The sequence below is a fragment of the Enterobacteriaceae bacterium ESL0689 genome, from assembly GCA_029433525.1.
Taxonomy (GTDB): Bacteria; Pseudomonadota; Gammaproteobacteria; order Enterobacterales; family Enterobacteriaceae; genus JAQTIF01.
Genome location: JAQTIF010000001.1, coordinates 191,176 through 207,951 on the forward strand (window position 1 = coordinate 191,176; position 16,776 = coordinate 207,951).

At 50.6% G+C, this 16,776-nt stretch carries 14 protein-coding genes; 3 read left to right on the plus strand and 11 right to left on the minus strand.

Features of this window, described 5'->3' with window-relative positions; genetic code table 11:
- Window positions 1-35: 35 nt before the first annotated feature.
- The 7 genes from tldD to mreB all read right to left on the minus strand — a co-directional run bounded on the left by tldD (window position 36) and on the right by mreB (window position 10,166).
- Window positions 36-1,481, minus strand: a complete 1,446-nt coding sequence (tldD, locus tag PT300_01030) for a metalloprotease TldD (GenBank protein ID MDF7679278.1) — start codon at window positions 1,479-1,481, stop codon at window positions 36-38.
- 166 nt (window positions 1,482-1,647) lie between these two features.
- A complete protein-coding gene (yhdP, locus tag PT300_01035; GenBank protein ID MDF7679279.1) occupies window positions 1,648-5,421 on the minus strand; it encodes an AsmA2 domain-containing protein YhdP in 3,774 nt (1,257 codons plus the stop codon).
- Between the two features lie 94 nt (window positions 5,422-5,515).
- Entirely contained in the window at window positions 5,516-6,985 is a 1,470-nt protein-coding gene (gene rng / locus PT300_01040; GenBank protein MDF7679280.1) for a ribonuclease G, read from the minus strand.
- A 2-nt stretch (window positions 6,986-6,987) separates the two neighbouring features.
- The gene (locus tag PT300_01045; protein ID MDF7679281.1) at window positions 6,988-7,569 is read right to left on the minus strand and encodes a Maf family protein; all 582 of its coding nucleotides are present in this window, start codon (window positions 7,567-7,569) and stop codon (window positions 6,988-6,990) included.
- Window positions 7,570-7,577: 8 nt separating this feature from the next.
- Entirely contained in the window at window positions 7,578-8,066 is a 489-nt protein-coding gene (gene mreD / locus PT300_01050; GenBank protein ID MDF7679282.1) for a rod shape-determining protein MreD, read from the minus strand.
- The gene (mreC, locus tag PT300_01055; GenBank protein MDF7679283.1) at window positions 8,066-9,052 is read right to left on the minus strand and encodes a rod shape-determining protein MreC; all 987 of its coding nucleotides are present in this window, start codon (window positions 9,050-9,052) and stop codon (window positions 8,066-8,068) included. Before mreC ends, mreD begins: the two co-directional genes overlap by 1 nt.
- 70 nt (window positions 9,053-9,122) lie before the next feature.
- Window positions 9,123-10,166, minus strand: a complete 1,044-nt coding sequence (mreB, locus tag PT300_01060; protein ID MDF7679284.1) for a rod shape-determining protein MreB — start codon at window positions 10,164-10,166, stop codon at window positions 9,123-9,125.
- Between the two features lie 735 nt (window positions 10,167-10,901).
- Here mreB and aroQ point away from each other — a divergent pair.
- The 3 genes from aroQ to accC are packed head-to-tail and all read left to right on the plus strand — an operon-like array spanning window position 10,902 to window position 13,199.
- Window positions 10,902-11,354: a type II 3-dehydroquinate dehydratase gene (aroQ, locus tag PT300_01065; GenBank protein MDF7679285.1), complete on the plus strand. Its 453-nt coding sequence runs from the start codon at window positions 10,902-10,904 to the stop codon at window positions 11,352-11,354.
- Between the two features lie 23 nt (window positions 11,355-11,377).
- Entirely contained in the window at window positions 11,378-11,839 is a 462-nt protein-coding gene (gene accB / locus PT300_01070) for an acetyl-CoA carboxylase biotin carboxyl carrier protein (GenBank protein ID MDF7679286.1), read from the plus strand.
- A 10-nt stretch (window positions 11,840-11,849) separates the two neighbouring features.
- Complete coding sequence (accC, locus tag PT300_01075) at window positions 11,850-13,199, plus strand: acetyl-CoA carboxylase biotin carboxylase subunit (GenBank protein MDF7679287.1); 1,350 nt, start codon at window positions 11,850-11,852, stop codon at window positions 13,197-13,199.
- 226 nt (window positions 13,200-13,425) lie between these two features.
- Here the strand turns inward: accC and PT300_01080 are convergent, their stop codons facing one another.
- The 4 genes from PT300_01080 to prmA all read right to left on the minus strand — a co-directional run bounded on the left by PT300_01080 (window position 13,426) and on the right by prmA (window position 16,774).
- A complete protein-coding gene (locus PT300_01080) occupies window positions 13,426-14,073 on the minus strand; it encodes an HAD-IB family hydrolase (GenBank protein MDF7679288.1) in 648 nt (215 codons plus the stop codon).
- Between the two features lie 188 nt (window positions 14,074-14,261).
- Window positions 14,262-14,558: a DNA-binding transcriptional regulator Fis gene (fis, locus tag PT300_01085; protein MDF7679289.1), complete on the minus strand. Its 297-nt coding sequence runs from the start codon at window positions 14,556-14,558 to the stop codon at window positions 14,262-14,264.
- Between the two features lie 23 nt (window positions 14,559-14,581).
- Entirely contained in the window at window positions 14,582-15,547 is a 966-nt protein-coding gene (gene dusB, locus PT300_01090; protein ID MDF7679290.1) for a tRNA dihydrouridine synthase DusB, read from the minus strand.
- Between the two features lie 345 nt (window positions 15,548-15,892).
- Complete coding sequence (gene prmA / locus PT300_01095) at window positions 15,893-16,774, minus strand: 50S ribosomal protein L11 methyltransferase (protein ID MDF7679291.1); 882 nt, start codon at window positions 16,772-16,774, stop codon at window positions 15,893-15,895.
- Window positions 16,775-16,776: the final 2 nt, after the last annotated feature.

The following is a 16,776-nucleotide window of genomic DNA, read 5'->3' on the forward strand; positions in this document are numbered from 1 at the left end:
GAAAATGGCGGCGGGAAGCAAAATGGATCGCTGGGTCAGGCTGTTCCGCCAATCGTAAGCTTATCTACCTTCAGTGTCGGCTGACCCACGCCCACCGGGACACTCTGTCCCTCTTTGCCGCACATCCCGACCCCTTTATCCAGCATCAGATCATTACCCACCATCGAAACCTGTTGCATGGTTTCAATGCCGGAGCCAATCAGTGTCGCGCCTTTTACCGCCGTCGTGATGCGGCCTTTTTCGATCAGATAGGCTTCTGCGGTCGAGAATACAAACTTCCCGGAGGTAATATCGACCTGACCACCGGCAAAGTTGGGCGCATAGATGCCATAATCCACCGATTCAATAATCTCCTGCGGCGTAGATTTCCCGCCCAGCATATAGGTATTTGTCATTCGTGGCATCGGTAAATGGGCATAAGACTCACGGCGGCCATTCCCTGTTGGCGCGACACCCATTAAACGCGCATTGAGCTTATCCTGCATATAACCTTTGAGAATGCCATTTTCAATCAATACGTTATATTGTCCCGGTGTGCCTTCATCATCAATGGCCAGCGAGCCACGACGATCCGCTATCGTACCATCATCGACGATGGTACACAGCGCAGAGGTCACCTGCTCACCCATATGACCACTGAATACGGATGTGCCACGACGGTTGAAATCACCTTCGAGGCCGTGACCAACCGCTTCATGCAGTAATACCCCTGGCCAGCCAGCACCGAGCACCACTGGCAGCGTACCTGCGGGTGCGGCTACAGCAGACAAATTGACCAGCGCGATACGCACGGCTTCTTTCGCCCAGGCATCGGCACGAACCTCTCCATTTTCAGGCATAAGGAAATAATCATAACCAAAGCGACCGCCTCCCCCACTGGAACCGTGTTCACGCTTACCTTTCTCTTCCACCAGCACACTGATAGACAAGCGTACCAGTGGCCGAATATCAGCCGCCAGGGTGCCATCTGTTGCCGCCACCAGTATTAACTCATAAATGCCACTCAGACTGGCAGAAACACGCTGGACGCGCTGATCAGCGGCGCGAGCGACCTTATCCACACGGCGTAAGATATCCAGTTTTTCTTCACGACTCATGCTGGATAAGGGATCGCTATGGCTATACAACAGGTTATGTTCTACCGGGCCCAGGGCGTGTACCAGTCCCTCACCCTTATCCCGGACAATCGTGCGTGCCGCCTGAGCACTCTGTTCGAGCGCCTGGAGGCTGATTTGATCCGCGTAAGCAAAACCGGTTTTCTCTCCGCTGACAGCACGTACCCCAACACCCTGATCAATGTTGTACGAACCTTCTTTAATGATGCTGTCTTCCAGCCCCCAGGATTCGTGATATCGCGACTGGAAATAGAGATCGCCATAATCCACACGACGCTCGGTCAGTTGCCCAAGAATGGCAAACAGATCCTGATGATTCAGGCCATTTACCGCCAGTAATTGTTCGCTTACCCGCTTCAGACTCATTGTTATGCTACTCATTAATGACCGCTTATCCAGCGGAAAGGAAAAGGTTAGAATTATTCAGGTTGCATCACGGCAGCACATGATAACATCGCCGCTGACCTGTCAACGGTATTTCTGCACCCCAGCCGTCTGGAGAATAACAGATATACCGGGTTTGCAGCCCCCGTCAAGCACCATTCGACTGAGGCGGCAGCTCATTAATCCGTGGCTGATCAAGCGGCCCGGTAATGTGATAGCGCAAGATAGAAACTTTATGCCACAATGGCCCCAGTACCTTGCTGGCAGCAAAAACGGCCGCCCCTGCTATTGGATTAATAACAAAAGCCGTTGCCACCCCGACAGTCGCTGAGATCTCTGGCGCGACCACCGCCTGTAAGTCAAGCTGACTGCGCGCAAGATCAATCGTGCCTTTAATGGCAATATCGGCCTCCAGGCCGTCCACCAGCGTGTCATCGGTATTCATCACACCTTCTTTCAGGTGGGCGGTACTGTGAATCGAATCGAAATAGAAACCTTCGCTAAAGGTATCATTAAAATCGAAACGCAGTTTGCGCAACAGGGCGTCGGCACTTAACAAACGCAGTAGCTGCCCGGCATGCCCACTGCTGAAGTCAGTAAACTCCCCTTTGCCAAGATGGCTTTGTAGTATCCCATTGAGCGATCGGATATCCGGTTGCCACGGCGGCGCACGCCAGCTTAAATCATAACGGATATCGAATGGGGCACCTTTTACCGGTGCAGATATCGCGAAGAAGCTCGCCAGCGTATCCGTTTTACTGCCATAGAGTTTTCCTTTCAAAGCGGTACGCTGATGACCCGGCACATTAGACCATTCCCCCTCGGCACTCAGGCGGCCAAATCCGGTATCTATCAGCCCATTGCTCAACGCCAGGGTATCGCCTTTAATCGAAAAATCGCCCTCGATGCGCCCATATTTTTGTCCCCATAGCCAGCATTCGGCGCAGCGGAGTTGTAGATCCGGCCAGCCATGAAAACTGATGTGGCTTTCCGCAGTATGATCCGTGTTCTTATCACTGTCTTGTAATGACGTCGGGTTATAATACAGATAGTGAATCACCGCCAGCCAGGGGGCATGTTGACGTATTGTCAGCTCCGCATTCATCTCCTGCGCACGGGCAGTAATGCGCAGGTCGCTGTTCTCTTCCTGACTCACCAGTCGCAGATTATTCCAGTGTTGTCCGCCAAGTGTCAGTAACGGGGTATGGAAAGTGATACGTTGCGGAAAGATAACTTTGCTGTCAGTGTTACTGGCCGCACTCTGCTGCAATAGTGGCAGCCATGCCATACCGTCGATTGGCGGCATATTGATTTCAATACCCGCCGCCGGTAATGGCGCTTGCTTTTTACTCCCTGCGGTGACAATCGCCCTTTCCAGCATCAGCCTGTGCTTCAGCAACCAGCGGCTGTTAATGTGCGTTTCGCTCCCCATCGTTGCAGTTAAATTAAACTTTTTCTCCCCGCCGGTAACATTGATTTTGATCGGCAAAGGCTGGCCTGCCCGTTTATTCAACGGAGAAGGTAAGTGACTGCTTACATTTTTCAGATCACCATTAATATCGATCACGTAGCTCATATCACCGTGATACGGTAGCGCAATCGCCACGTTACCATCCCATAAGAGATGACCGTTGACCGTATGATTGATCTCTTTGGGTAACAGACCGGTATGCGATGGTTGCCAGTCAGCATTCATGGCGACATTAACCTGATAGGATTTCTCACCTTCGGTGGTAGAAAAATCAAGCTGCAGCGGTTGATTAAACCAGCTGGCGCTCATCGTTTCACTTTGTAGCTCACCATTGGTAAAACGAAATTTACCGCTGAGGTTTTTCAGCGTGATATCAACCGGTTTGATAAACAACGTGTTATTTTGCAGGTCGACATCACCTGTCGCGGTCGTCAACTGACCATTGGTTGGAATATCAAGATGTAAGCGAGCATTCACATCGCCATCCAGCTGCAGTTCATTAAGCGCCGCGCCGAGTGAAGTTTTCAGCGGTGTCTGCTGAAAGTAAGAGCCCACATCCTTTCCGGCTCCCTGTATATCGGCATCAATAAACAGTTTTCCTTGCGCATAATCCGGAAGCGCCAGATTAAGATGATGGGCACTGACATTGCCCAGCATCACCTTATCCGCTTTTATCCACATGCCGTTGTTAACGAAATCCAGATTGATATTCAGATCAGTTAATGCTGGCCAGTCCGGCTGAAAAGCAAAAGTCCCATTTGATAAGGGCACAGCGACTTCAAACTGGCCTTCATTATGCAGATAGGGAAACTGCTGCGGGTTGCCACCGTAAACCAGGGTAGCATCGGTAGACTGGCCGCCTTTGATCGCGCTACTGAGATAATCAACCAGCTCTTTGCCCATTAAATTTTCCGGAAAATAACGCCATGCCTGACCGCCATCATTGGTGCTAATACCGGCCAGAATGCTCAGCCACGGCGCATCCCCCACCGGTTGTAAATAACGGAATCCACCATGGGTTCGCACGCCCGTCGCCTGAATATCGATATTGCGTCCATCAAGCATAAAGCCATGTTCATTTTTCACCCAGTTCAGCGTGGCATCACCGCTGGCAATTTCCAGTGGCGCACGGAAAACCGTGGCATAAGGCATTTTCGCATCACTCATGCTGACATGCAGAGTGCCGCTTTCCAGGCTTCCGGCAATCTCTCCTGAAACATGTTCAGCGCCAGGTAACAGCTTCCATTGCTGCCAGGAGAAATCATGCCAGCGTCCCTGAAAACGGAGCGCCTGCGGTGCCTGCAGGGGAATATCCATCGCCAGCAGATCTATTTTTCCTCCCGGCTGCGTGGTACGCCAGATCTGACTCAACTCAGGCAGCAGCTTATCGGCAATCGGTTGCAAACTGCTCAGTCGGTTCAGTTCAAGATGGCTGGCACGAACCCGTAACTCATCATGAGAAACCGCCGTGCCGCTCTCCCCGGAAGGGAGCCATGCGATCACTAATGCCCCCTGCGGCCAGCCATCACCATCCAGCGTAATTCGGGTATCGGGGATTCGTACGCCCCAGCCCTGACCGGCGCGAAAAATATGGGCTATCAGATTATCGACCGATAACTGATGAATCTGATGGTCTCCCCGCCAGCTGGCGCCGCCTTGTTTCAGCAGAAGGTCACCACTGGCAATATCTCCTTTGTCGATCGTCAGCCAGCCTTCAAGGCTAAAGCGTGCGTTCTGTAACGCGATATGATCCTGAGTCCAGCGGTTCAGCCATGGCTTAACATCAATATCGTTCGCCTGTAGCCAGATGTTTCCCTCGTTCAACAGCCCATTTTCGTCACGCAGATCCATCCGCACCTGCATGGTGCCATGCTGACCATTGAAGCTGGTAAGGCTTAGCTCACCTTCTGCACGATGACGTTTGTCACCATTCAGCCACCGCAGCTGTGGCACGGTTAACTCCGCACGTTGACCGGAGAGTGTCAGAAAACTCAACTGGCTATCACGCAAGGTAAAACGATGAAACTGACGTAGAAAAAGATCACTGATCTGATCCGTTTCCAGATCATTATTGCTATCACTGACCTGCATGGGGGTATTAATATGAGCATTAAGCTGCCAGAAGGTGAGGTCACGAAATTGCCAGCGCATATGTAGCAAGCTTTGCCAGATATCCAGTGCCAGAGTGACCCGTTTAGCCGAAAGCTGCCCCCCTTCTTCCAGGCCAACTGTCACATCGTGAACATCAAGGACAGGGCCCGCGTTTTCCCAGTGGGCCTTCAGCTGTGATGCGTTGACAGGCATCCCCGAACGTCCGGAGATCGTTGCCAGCAGTTGTGGACGCCATGTGTCCAGCTGCGGCAATATGAGGTGCAGAGCACTCATCAGCAGTGCAACAATCACGGTTAACGTTACTGTGGCCAGTAATAATATTCTGCCCAGTCGCCTCACGCTTCTCTCCTTGCCTCGCCAGATTGCCTCTTGTCGCCTTTATGCCAGAGACAACGCTGCTATGTGACCCAATACCAGAGCAACGACATGATGACTACATCATAACGACATCAAATTGCTCTTGATTATACAGGGGGGCAATTTGCACCTTAACCTGTTTACCGACAAAAATTTCCACCTCTGCCAGGGCATGCGACTCTTCCCCCTTCAGGGTTTCAGCAACAGCAGGAGAAGCATAGACCAGAAAGTGATCCGAGTCATAAGCATGATGGACACGCACAATTTCGCGCATAATTTCATAGCACACCGTTTCAACGGACTTCACCGTTCCCCTGCCGTGGCAAACAGGGCACTCGTTACAGAGTACATGTTCTACGCTTTCACGGGTACGTTTACGGGTCATCTCCACCAGACCAAGCTGAGAAAAACCATTAATACTGGTTTTTACCCGATCTTTGCTCAGTGCCTGTTCGAGGGAATGTAATACCCGACGGCGATGATCTTCATTATTCATATCGATAAAATCAATAATAATAATTCCCCCCAGATTACGCAGTCGTAACTGACGGGCTATCGCCTGAGTAGCCTCAATATTGGTATTAAAAATAGTATCATCGAGATTACGGTGTCCGACAAACGCCCCGGTATTGATATCGATGGTCGTCATGGCCTCCGTTTGATCGATAACCAGATACCCCCCCGACTTTAGCTCAACTTTTCGTTCCAGAGCGCGCTGAATTTCATTTTCAATATCATAGAGATCAAAAATGGGCTGATGTCCATTGTGATACTCCAGCTTACTGGTCACTTCCGGCATATATTCAGCGGTAAACTCAATCAATGCTTCGTAGGTCAGACGTGAATCGATACGAATGCGATCAAAATGGGCATCAGAAAAATCACGCAATACCCGCTGCGCTAACGCCAGTTCGCCATAAAGCTGACAGCGGGTCTTATGGCGTCGTTTACGCTCCATCACTTTTGTCCAGACACGCTTCAGATAAGCCGTATCAGAAGCCAGTTCCCGCTCATGGACACCCTCAGCGGCAGTACGGATGATAAACCCGCCCTGTTCATCACAATAATCTGCCACCACTTTTTTCAGCCGTTGACGTTCCGCTTCACTTTCAATTCGTTGTGATACGCCAACATGAGAGGCTCCGGGCATAAATACCAGATAGCGGGAAGGTAAGGTAATATCCGTTGTCAGACGCGCCCCTTTCGTGCCGAGCGGATCTTTTACTACCTGTACCACCAGATCCTGCCCCTGACGAACCAGCTCAGAAATATTGCGCACCACAAACTGCTTGCGCTCTTCTCCGGCAACACACTCCGTATGCGGCATAATATCGGACGCATGCAGAAACGCCGCCTTATCGAGACCAATATCGACAAAAGCCGCCTGCATTCCCGGCAGGACACGGCTGACCCGGCCTTTGTAGATATTGCCTACCAGCCCCCGGCGTGATTCGCGCTCAATATGAATTTCCTGCAGAATACCGCCATAAATATAGGCCACGCGCGTCTCTGATGGGGTTACATTCACTAATAATTCAGCCGTCATCATTATCCCTTTTCTGCACGCAATGAATGAAACTGGCGCAATAACGCTTCTGTCTCTGCCAGTGGCAAGCCAACGACTGCGTGATAACTACCATCAATCTTACTGACGAAACGGCCACCTGCTCCCTGGATACCATAGCTTCCGGCTTTATCCATGGGTTCGCCCGTGGCGATATATTCAGCGATCTCCTGTTCAGTCAGCGAGCGAAACGTCACCTCAGTGACCACCAGACAATCCAGCATCTGCTGTCTATCTGCCAGAGCGACCGCCGTCATTACCTGATGTGTCTTGCCGGAAAGCCGACGTAACATTTCTGCCGCCCGCGCCGCATCACCCGGCTTTTCCAGCACATCACCCTCAATCACCACAATGGTATCGGCACCCAGTACGGGTAAGTCACGTTCGGCCAGCATCACCCCCGTCTGTGCTTTTTCACGCGCCAGACGCACGACATAATCCCTCGCTGGCTCCAGCGGCTGACGCTGCTCTTTAACATCAATCACCAGGCGCTCAAAACAACACCCTAACTGAGTCAGTAACTCCCGCCGACGAGGCGAGCCAGAAGCGAGGTAGAGCGTGATCATCATCAATTTTATTGCACCGTAATTTTCTGACAAATCTTATGCATCAGTAAAAATAACCACGGCCAGAGCACACCGTTGATGACACTACTCCAGAACACTTCCGGACGAAACGTCGCATTCGCCACTAAAAATCCCGCCCAGAAAATAACCAGATTCATGATCAACGATAACATCATGACCACCAGTGCCTGCTGCCAGAGTGCCAGATTGCGGAACAACTGATGCTTCAGGGCAACCAGATAGGCAACGATACTGAATGACAAGGCACGCACCCCAAGGGTCGAACCGCTGATCAGATCGAGAATAGCGCCCATGAAAAAGCCCATTCCGACATTAATTCGGTGCGGTAAAGCGAGGATCCAGTAAAGCAGGATCAGAAATACCCAGTCAGGTCGAAAAACCGTGAAATCAGCTGGCCAGGGCATCACCTGCAGTACGAATGCAATAATAAATGAAAGCCAGATAAGCCAGCCTCCCTGGCTACGATAACTTGCCATTAGGGTGCCCCTCCGGCAGAAGTAGAGGGTATCATATTGGTTTCAGATGCTGGCATGTGCGGCCCTGTTTCATCAGGCGCTGGCAGCACTTGTGGCATCATCTGCATCAGGCGCTCATTAGCAACCCTATGAACGTCTGCGGGTGCCATCGGCCTGGCACCGTTACGATCAACACTCCACAGTAACAGCAAATAACGTAAACGCTGTAAACCGGCCATTGGGCGCGCCTGAATAACTGTATAGGCACGCTGGGCATCCAGTTTCACCGCAGACACGACTGCGACAGGATACCCCTCCGGAAAACGACCACCGAGCCCGGAAGTCACCAGCACATCGCCGACCCGAATATCGGTGTTAGCAGGCAGGTGCTCCAGTAGCAAATCATCGCTACAGCCACTTCCCGCAGCGATAACACGAATATCATTACGCAATACCTGAATCGGCAACGCATGTGTGGTGTCGCAGATAAGCAGGACGCGACTGGTCATTTTCGCAACAGCTACCACCTGCCCGACAACACCTTTATCACTAATGACAGGCTGGCCTTCATACACACCGTTGATGCTGCCTTTATCAATGACCACCTGATTACTATAGGGATCGTTCGCCCGTGAAATCACCTGGGTGACCATTTTCTGCTCATCCTGACGCAGTGGCGAGCCCAGCAGTTCGCGTAATCGCACGTTCTCTTGCTTGTACTGCTCTGACATCAGTAATTCACTATTTTTCAGCAGCAATTCTTTATGCAAGGCACGATTTTCACGTTCCAGTTGTTCATGCGATGCCAGCGTTTGCGAGGCTTTATCGAGTAGCTCACGAGGGCCATTGGCGAGAAAATAAAAAGGACTAACAGCAGTATCCATATACGTGCGGATTTGGCTGAACATTCCCAGACGGCTGTCAGCAATAATCACAGCAATCGCCACTATAATCGCCAGAATAAGGCGGATCTGTAGTGATGGACCACGGCTAAAAATGGGCTTCATAAGTTATGCGTATTCTCGTGTCAGTGAAAATTACGGGTAGCTTTTAGGGCTACCCTTCATCTTTGACTGACTACTCTTCGCTAAATAAATCGCCGCCATGCATATCGATCATTTCCAGCGCCTTACCACCACCACGCGCAACACAGGTCAGTGGGTCATCTGCCACGACAACAGGAATACCCGTCTCTTCCATCAACAGGCGATCAAGATTACGCAACAGCGCCCCACCGCCAGTGAGAACCATACCGCGTTCAGAAATATCAGAAGCCAGTTCTGGCGGGCACTGCTCTAGCGCAACCATCACCGCACTCACAATACCGGTCAGCGGTTCCTGCAGTGCTTCCAGAATTTCGTTCGAGTTCAGTGTAAAACCGCGAGGAACCCCTTCAGCCAGGTTGCGCCCGCGCACTTCGATCTCAAAGACTTCATCACCCGGATAGGCAGAGCCAATCTCATGTTTGATACGTTCCGCCGTTGCTTCACCGATAAGTGAGCCATAATTACGACGGACGTAATTAATCACCGCTTCGTCAAAACGGTCACCACCGATACGTACCGAAGAGGAGTAGACCACACCATTCAGGGAGATCACCGCCACTTCCGTGGTGCCGCCACCGATATCGACCACCATAGACCCGGTGGCTTCAGAAACCGGCAGTCCCGCACCAATTGCAGCCGCCATCGGCTCTTCAATCAGAAAAACGTCCCGCGCCCCTGCCCCTTGCGCTGATTCACGGATCGCGCGACGCTCAACCTGAGTGGCACCCACCGGCACACACACAAGGACACGGGGACTTGGACGCATAAAACTATTGCTATGCACCTGCTTGATAAAGTGCTGAAGCATTTTTTCGGTCACAAAAAAGTCAGCAATCACACCGTCTTTCATCGGACGGATCGCCGCGATATTGCCTGGTGTACGTCCAAGCATCTGTTTTGCTTCATGGCCCACAGCAGCAACGCTTTTCGGCGAACCCGCACGATCCTGACGGATAGCAACCACAGAAGGTTCATTCAATACGATGCCTTGCCCTTTTACATAAATAAGGGTATTCGCAGTACCCAGGTCAATAGACAGGTCATTGGAAAACATGCCACGAAATTTTTTTAACATACTAAGGGATAATCCTGAAAGCTGGGGCGGAAATAAAAAGTCCGCTTACTTTACCAACCACACGCAGCAGCAACAAGGCGCAAAAATCATCTGCCACGGTGAAAATTAGTGCAGCTCATTTCCTTCGCTACAAACTTTATTGGGCTATTCAGTAGCGGAATCATTAAGAGCACTCCGAATTTGTATTGATAACCCATCAAAGGTCATTCACTGGCGTTTACATGGTGATCATCCGACAGGCAGCCCAACCCGCCTGTCATCCACGATTTTCTCTGTTATTCTACGTGAAATAACGCTAAACGGCAGATTAAACCACATATCTTTGCAAATATTTTTTCACCTTGTGTTAATTCACGCTTTAAGGTCACGACATGATGACAGCATCTGCCCCTGACTTAGCGCCTGGCTCAGCAGGCGTTATTGACGCCAGATTGTCGGGCCACCGATAAAATGACAAAGGTTTACCGTGATAAGTTCCAGAATAATTTATCGCTGCGATCAGAGGTTCCCGCGGTATCCGTTGCCTGCGGATTTATCCGGTATCGCACTTTTCGCAGTAGTAGTGAACAATCTTTCAGAATAAAATGACTATTTAGCTGCCAATTGCTACGAAATCGTTATAATGTGCGCCGCTGAATTTCCTGGATCGGCTTTTCTGTTTCAGGAGAGGTGACAAGCGTGCCCCAAAGGTATATTTTATTTTTTTACCTGATAATGGCAGGAGATAGCTACACAATGGCTGATAAGTTTCGCATTTTGCTTTTAAACGGCCCTAATCTTAACATGCTGGGGACGCGCGAACCTGAAAAGTATGGTTCCCTGACCCTCGCTGAGATTATTGATCGCCTGAATCAAGAAGCGACGGCGCTTAACGTCATGCTGGATCACCTGCAATCTAACGCGGAGTTTGCACTTATCGACCGAATTCATCAGGCTAAAGATACCATAGACTATATCCTGATTAATCCGGGCGGATTGACACACACCAGCGTCGCCATCCGTGATGCGTTACTGGCTGTGAGTATTCCATTTATTGAGATCCACTTAAGTAACATCCACGCACGCGAACCCTTCCGCCACCACTCTTATCTGTCGGATATCGCCTCAGGCGTCATCTGCGGATTGGGAGCGGACGGTTATTCATACGCTTTACAGACAGCAGTACAACGTCTGTCACAATTATATTAAACAAAAGAGTACGGAACCCACTCATGGATATTCGTAAGATAAAAAAACTGATCGAGCTGGTTGAAGAATCAGGCATCTCCGAACTGGAAATTTCTGAAGGAGAAGAGTCTGTACGCATCAGCCGTACTGCCCCCGTTGCGAGCTATCCGGTCATGCAACAAGCTTATGCGGCACCTGTTGCCCCAGTTCAGACACCGGCAGCAGCGGCACCCGCCACTCCGGCAGCAGAGGCAGAAAAAGCAGAAATCAGTGGTCATATGGTACGTTCCCCGATGGTTGGTACGTTCTATCGCACGCCGAGTCCGGACGCGAAAGCGTTTGTTGAAGTCGGCCAGAAAGTGGAAGTCGGTGATACGTTATGTATCGTTGAAGCGATGAAAATGATGAACCAAATCGAAACTGACAAAGCCGGTGTGGTGAAAGCTATCCTGATCGAAAATGGCCAACCCGTAGAGTTTGATGAACCTCTGGTCGTCATCGAATAACGAGGCAAACATGCTGGATAAAATTGTTATCGCTAACCGTGGCGAGATTGCACTGCGCATCCTGCGTGCCTGTAAAGAACTGGGCATCAAAACCGTTGCTGTGCACTCTACGGCGGATCGCGATTTAAAACACGTATTGCTGGCGGACGAGACGGTCTGTATTGGCCCGCCACCCTCGGCGAAAAGTTACCTGAACATTCCCGCCCTCATCAGCGCCGCTGAAATCACGGGCGCGGCCGCTATTCACCCGGGATACGGTTTTCTCTCGGAGAATGCCAATTTTGCTGAACAGGTCGAGCGTTCAGGTTTTATCTTTATCGGCCCGAAAGCCGAGACCATCCATCTGATGGGCGATAAAGTTTCAGCTATTAACGCGATGAAAAAAGCCGGGGTGCCTTGTGTACCGGGTTCGGATGGCCCATTAGGTGACGATATGGACATTAACCGCGCCCATGCGAAACGCATCGGTTACCCGGTTATTATCAAGGCGTCTGGGGGCGGTGGTGGCCGCGGGATGCGTGTCGTGCGTAGCGATGCCGAACTGGAACAAGCCATATCAATGACCCAGGCCGAAGCGAAAGCGGCTTTCGGCAATGATATGGTTTACATGGAAAAATACCTCGAAAATCCGCGCCATATTGAGGTCCAGGTGCTGGCAGACGGTCAGGGTAACGCTATCTATCTGGCAGAACGTGATTGCTCCATGCAGCGCCGCCATCAAAAAGTCGTCGAAGAGGCACCCGCGCCGGGCATTACACCAGAAATGCGCCGCTACATTGGCGAGCGCTGCGCTAAGGCTTGCGTCGATATTGGTTATCGTGGTGCGGGGACATTTGAGTTTCTGTTTGAAAACGGTGAATTCTATTTCATTGAAATGAATACCCGTATTCAGGTAGAGCACCCGATCACCGAAATGATCACCGGCGTTGATCTGATCAAAGAGCAATTGCGCATTGCCGCAGGCCAGCCGCTGTCGATTAAGCAAGAAGATATTCAGGTACATGGGCACGCGGTAGAATGCCGTATCAACGCCGAAGATCCCCATACTTTCCTGCCAAGTCCCGGCAAAATTACCCGCTTTCATGCACCAGGAGGGTTTGGTGTACGCTGGGAGTCCCATATTTACGTGGGCTACACGGTTCCGCCTTACTATGACTCCATGATTGGTAAACTGATTTGTTATGGTGAAAACCGTGACGTCGCGATAGCACGGATGAAAAATGCGCTTCAGGAACTTATTATTGATGGCATCAGTACCAACATTGATCTTCAGATCCGCATCATGAACGACGAAAACTTCCAGCATGGTGGCACCAATATTCACTATCTGGAGAAAAAACTCGGTATGCAGGAGAAGTGATTGCTATCACACAGGCGATCGCGCTGACATCAGAATAGTAAAATAACTTAACGCCGGATTTTTTAAAATCCGGCGTTTTTTTATCGGCTGATCATCAAATACTGGCCCGGATGATCGCCTTGATCAGGTTTTTCAGGAGTTACCGAGCGCGCTGGCCGGACGCGTGACGTATTTATTACCATCCCCGGTTTTACGGCTCAGGCGCGGGAATGGGCTTCCCCTCAGCTTATCGACTCAGTTCCGGTGGACATTTTCCCCGTTGCCAGCCTGCGTGAAAATGTCGCCAGTGTGGTTCAGCCGCTGCCGCCAGGAGTTCATAATCACCCCGCGTATCTCCCCATGCCCGTAGATGATAATCACTGAGTGAGCCATACTTTTTTTCCAGCCGGTTAATTTTCTGCTGGCAGCGGCAATTCTCGCCACTGATACGGCCGGTAAGTCTTCCTTCGATCGTTTCCAGCCGCGTGCCAAGCAGATTGATCGCCAGTTTGTCGGCAAAGGGTTTGAGCACAATTTCCGGTGATGCAGAACATAAAGTGACCTCCGCCCCCGATGTGATTTCATTTGCCACCGCCACCAGGCCAGAAGGACGCATTAACTGCTGCCAGTGCGACTGACAAAACAGGCGCGCTTTTTCGGCCACCCACTGCTCTTCAACATCACGCAAAAAAGTGGTAATTAGTCTCTCTTTTAACTCATCCCGCGTCATCTTGTGGCGCATGCAATGCCATGTCGGGTAGACCATCGTCATCATACGGCGTACAAAGATACGCTTGCCAAAGGCAAAATAGAGGAAGGGAATAAAACTGTCATGTCGGGTGAGCGTGCCGTCGAAATCGAATACAGAAAGTATTGGGTGTAGGGAATTGCTCATGATGATCTGTGGTCTCAGCCAGGCATTGTGGACATGGTTAAAGCGTAACATTATATCACTAACCGCCTGCTGTCATTACGCGAATGCTGGCAGATTTTTGGTGGATCAGGTCGTGGGGATATGAATGAACAAAAAATGCGCTTTTTACAGAAAAAGCGCATTGATCCTCAATGGTTAACTGATAACGATCAGTTCATGCCATATTTTTTCAGTTTTTTACGCAGTGTGCCACGGTTGATACCCATCATCAGGGCAGCACGGGTCTGGTTGCCACGGGTGTATTGCATCACCATGTCCAACAGGGGCTGTTCAACTTCAGCCAGTACCAGCTCATAAAGATCATTCACATCCTGACCATTTAATTGAGCAAAATAGTTCTTCAGTGCCTGTTTAACCGAGTCACGTAGGGGTTTTTGAGTTACCTGGTCCTGAGAGTTAACGGTAGAAACGGTCAGTACGTCAGAATTTACGCGTTGTTCGAACATAGTTCTGTCAGCTCTTTATTTCTTTACGTAAGATTTTCGAAGTATGCTTCCAACGCCTCCAGCTGTTCGCTGGCATTTTCTATAGCGTTGAATGAGCGCCGAAACTGGTCATCGGGGGCGTGCTCCTGGAGATACCAGGCGACGTGTTTGCGGGCAATCCGGTATCCTTTTGCCTGGCCATAAAAGTCATGCAATTCCCGAATGTGTGCACAAAGCAAGCGCTTCACCTCTGCCAGCGGCAGCGGAGGAAGTCGCTCCCCAGTGTCCAGATAATGCTGGATTTCCCGAAAGATCCAGGGTCTTCCCTGAGCTGCACGGCCTATCATCAAGGCATCAGCCCCTGTATAGTCTAGTACAGCTCTGGCTTTTAGCGGGTCAGTAATGTCACCATTCGCGATAACCGGAATGGAAACTTTCTGCTTAACTGCCCGAATGCTGTCATATTCAGCGTCTCCGTTGAACAAACAGGCGCGGGTGCGTCCGTGAACCGTCAACGCCTGAATACCACACGCTTCGGCCAGCTGGGCAATTTCTACACAGTTACGGTGCGCCGGCTCCCAGCCGGTGCGAATCTTGAGCGTCACCGGAACATTCACCGCCTTGACGACCGCCGTCAGGATTAATTTCACCTGTTCGGGGTATTGCAAGAGCGCTGAACCCGCGAGCTTACGATTCACCTTTTTCGCCGGGCATCCCATATTAATATCAATAATCTGGGCACCACTTTCCACATTAATGCGGGCGACTGCGGCCATCTCTTCCGGTATGCTACCGGCAATTTGAACGGTACGAATACCGGGCTCATCGACATGCACCATCCGCAAACGAGACTTATCGCTTTCCCGAAGTTGCGGGTTAGCCGACAGCATCTCAGAAACAGTCAACGCCGCGCCCATCTTATAACACAGGGTGCGGAATGGCCTGTCAGTAATCCCCGCCATAGGGGCTGCCAGCAGGCAATTTCTAAGCTGATAGTGTCCAATATGCATGAATTAAGAAATGACCATACTGTGACTGCAAGGCGGCGTATATTACGCATTTTTTATCCGAGATGAAAGGACAAACTTTGAACAATCTTCTGTTATGAGTGATAAATTTGGAAAATTCAGCGGCGTTATTGATAAAATAAACATATTAATCAATGTGTTATTGTTTTTAATTTATTCTGAATTTATCGATAAAATCGTCCACTTTTTCGATTTTATCTGAGATGAAAAGGGGTCAATACGATATAATATGCTGGTTTTAGCGTGAAAAATAAGTACATTCTGCACCCTCTTTTCTGTTTTCAGACATGATGAAAGTCACATGCGGCTTAGCGCCGCATGTGATGATTATCGCCTTTGACCGGTGATCCGGCACCACTCTTCTTTTTCCACGATCGGGTCAAGGATAAAGTGATCGGCATAAGCGGCACAGACATTTTCTGCCTGCGTGGCGAGAATCCCAGACAGGCCCAGCAGGCCACCGGAAACAGGCAATACGCTGATTAACGGGGCTAACTCACGTAATGGGCCAGCAAGAATATTGGCGACCACGATATCGGCGCTGAGCGTGTCAGGCTGGTCAGGGGATAAATAGAGCGTCAGACGATCCGAAACACCATTGCGATCAGCGTTATCGCGACTTGCCTGAATGGCCTGGGGGTCGATATCGATACCAATCGCCCGCGCCGCCCCCAGTTTCAGGGCGGCAATCGCCAGAATGCCAGAACCACAACCAAAATCGATAATCGTCTTGCCGGTCAAGTCCAGACTATCCAGCCATTGCAGGCAGAGTGAAGTTGTCGGATGTGTCCCGGTGCCAAACGCCAGTCCAGGATCAAGCATGACATTGACGGCGTTTTTATCGGGAACCTCGCACCAGCCCGGGCAAACCCACAGTCGTGCGCCAAAACGCATGGGATGAAAATTATCCATCCATTCACGTTCCCAGTCTTTATCTTCTAACTGCTCAATTTTACAGGCGAAATCACGCTCCAGTAACGGATGTTGTTCCAGCATGGCGATAACGTCATGCATATCGCTTTCCGCATCGAACAGGCCAATCACCGTCGTTTCTCCCCACAGGCGTGTTTCGCCTGGTAGCGGTTCGAAGACCGGCGTATCCTGACTATCCTGAAAAGTGATAGCAACAGCACCTGCCTCCATTAATGCATCGCTAAGATTATCCGCATATTCACGGGTGGTATTGAGTTTGAGTTGGATCCACGGCATAG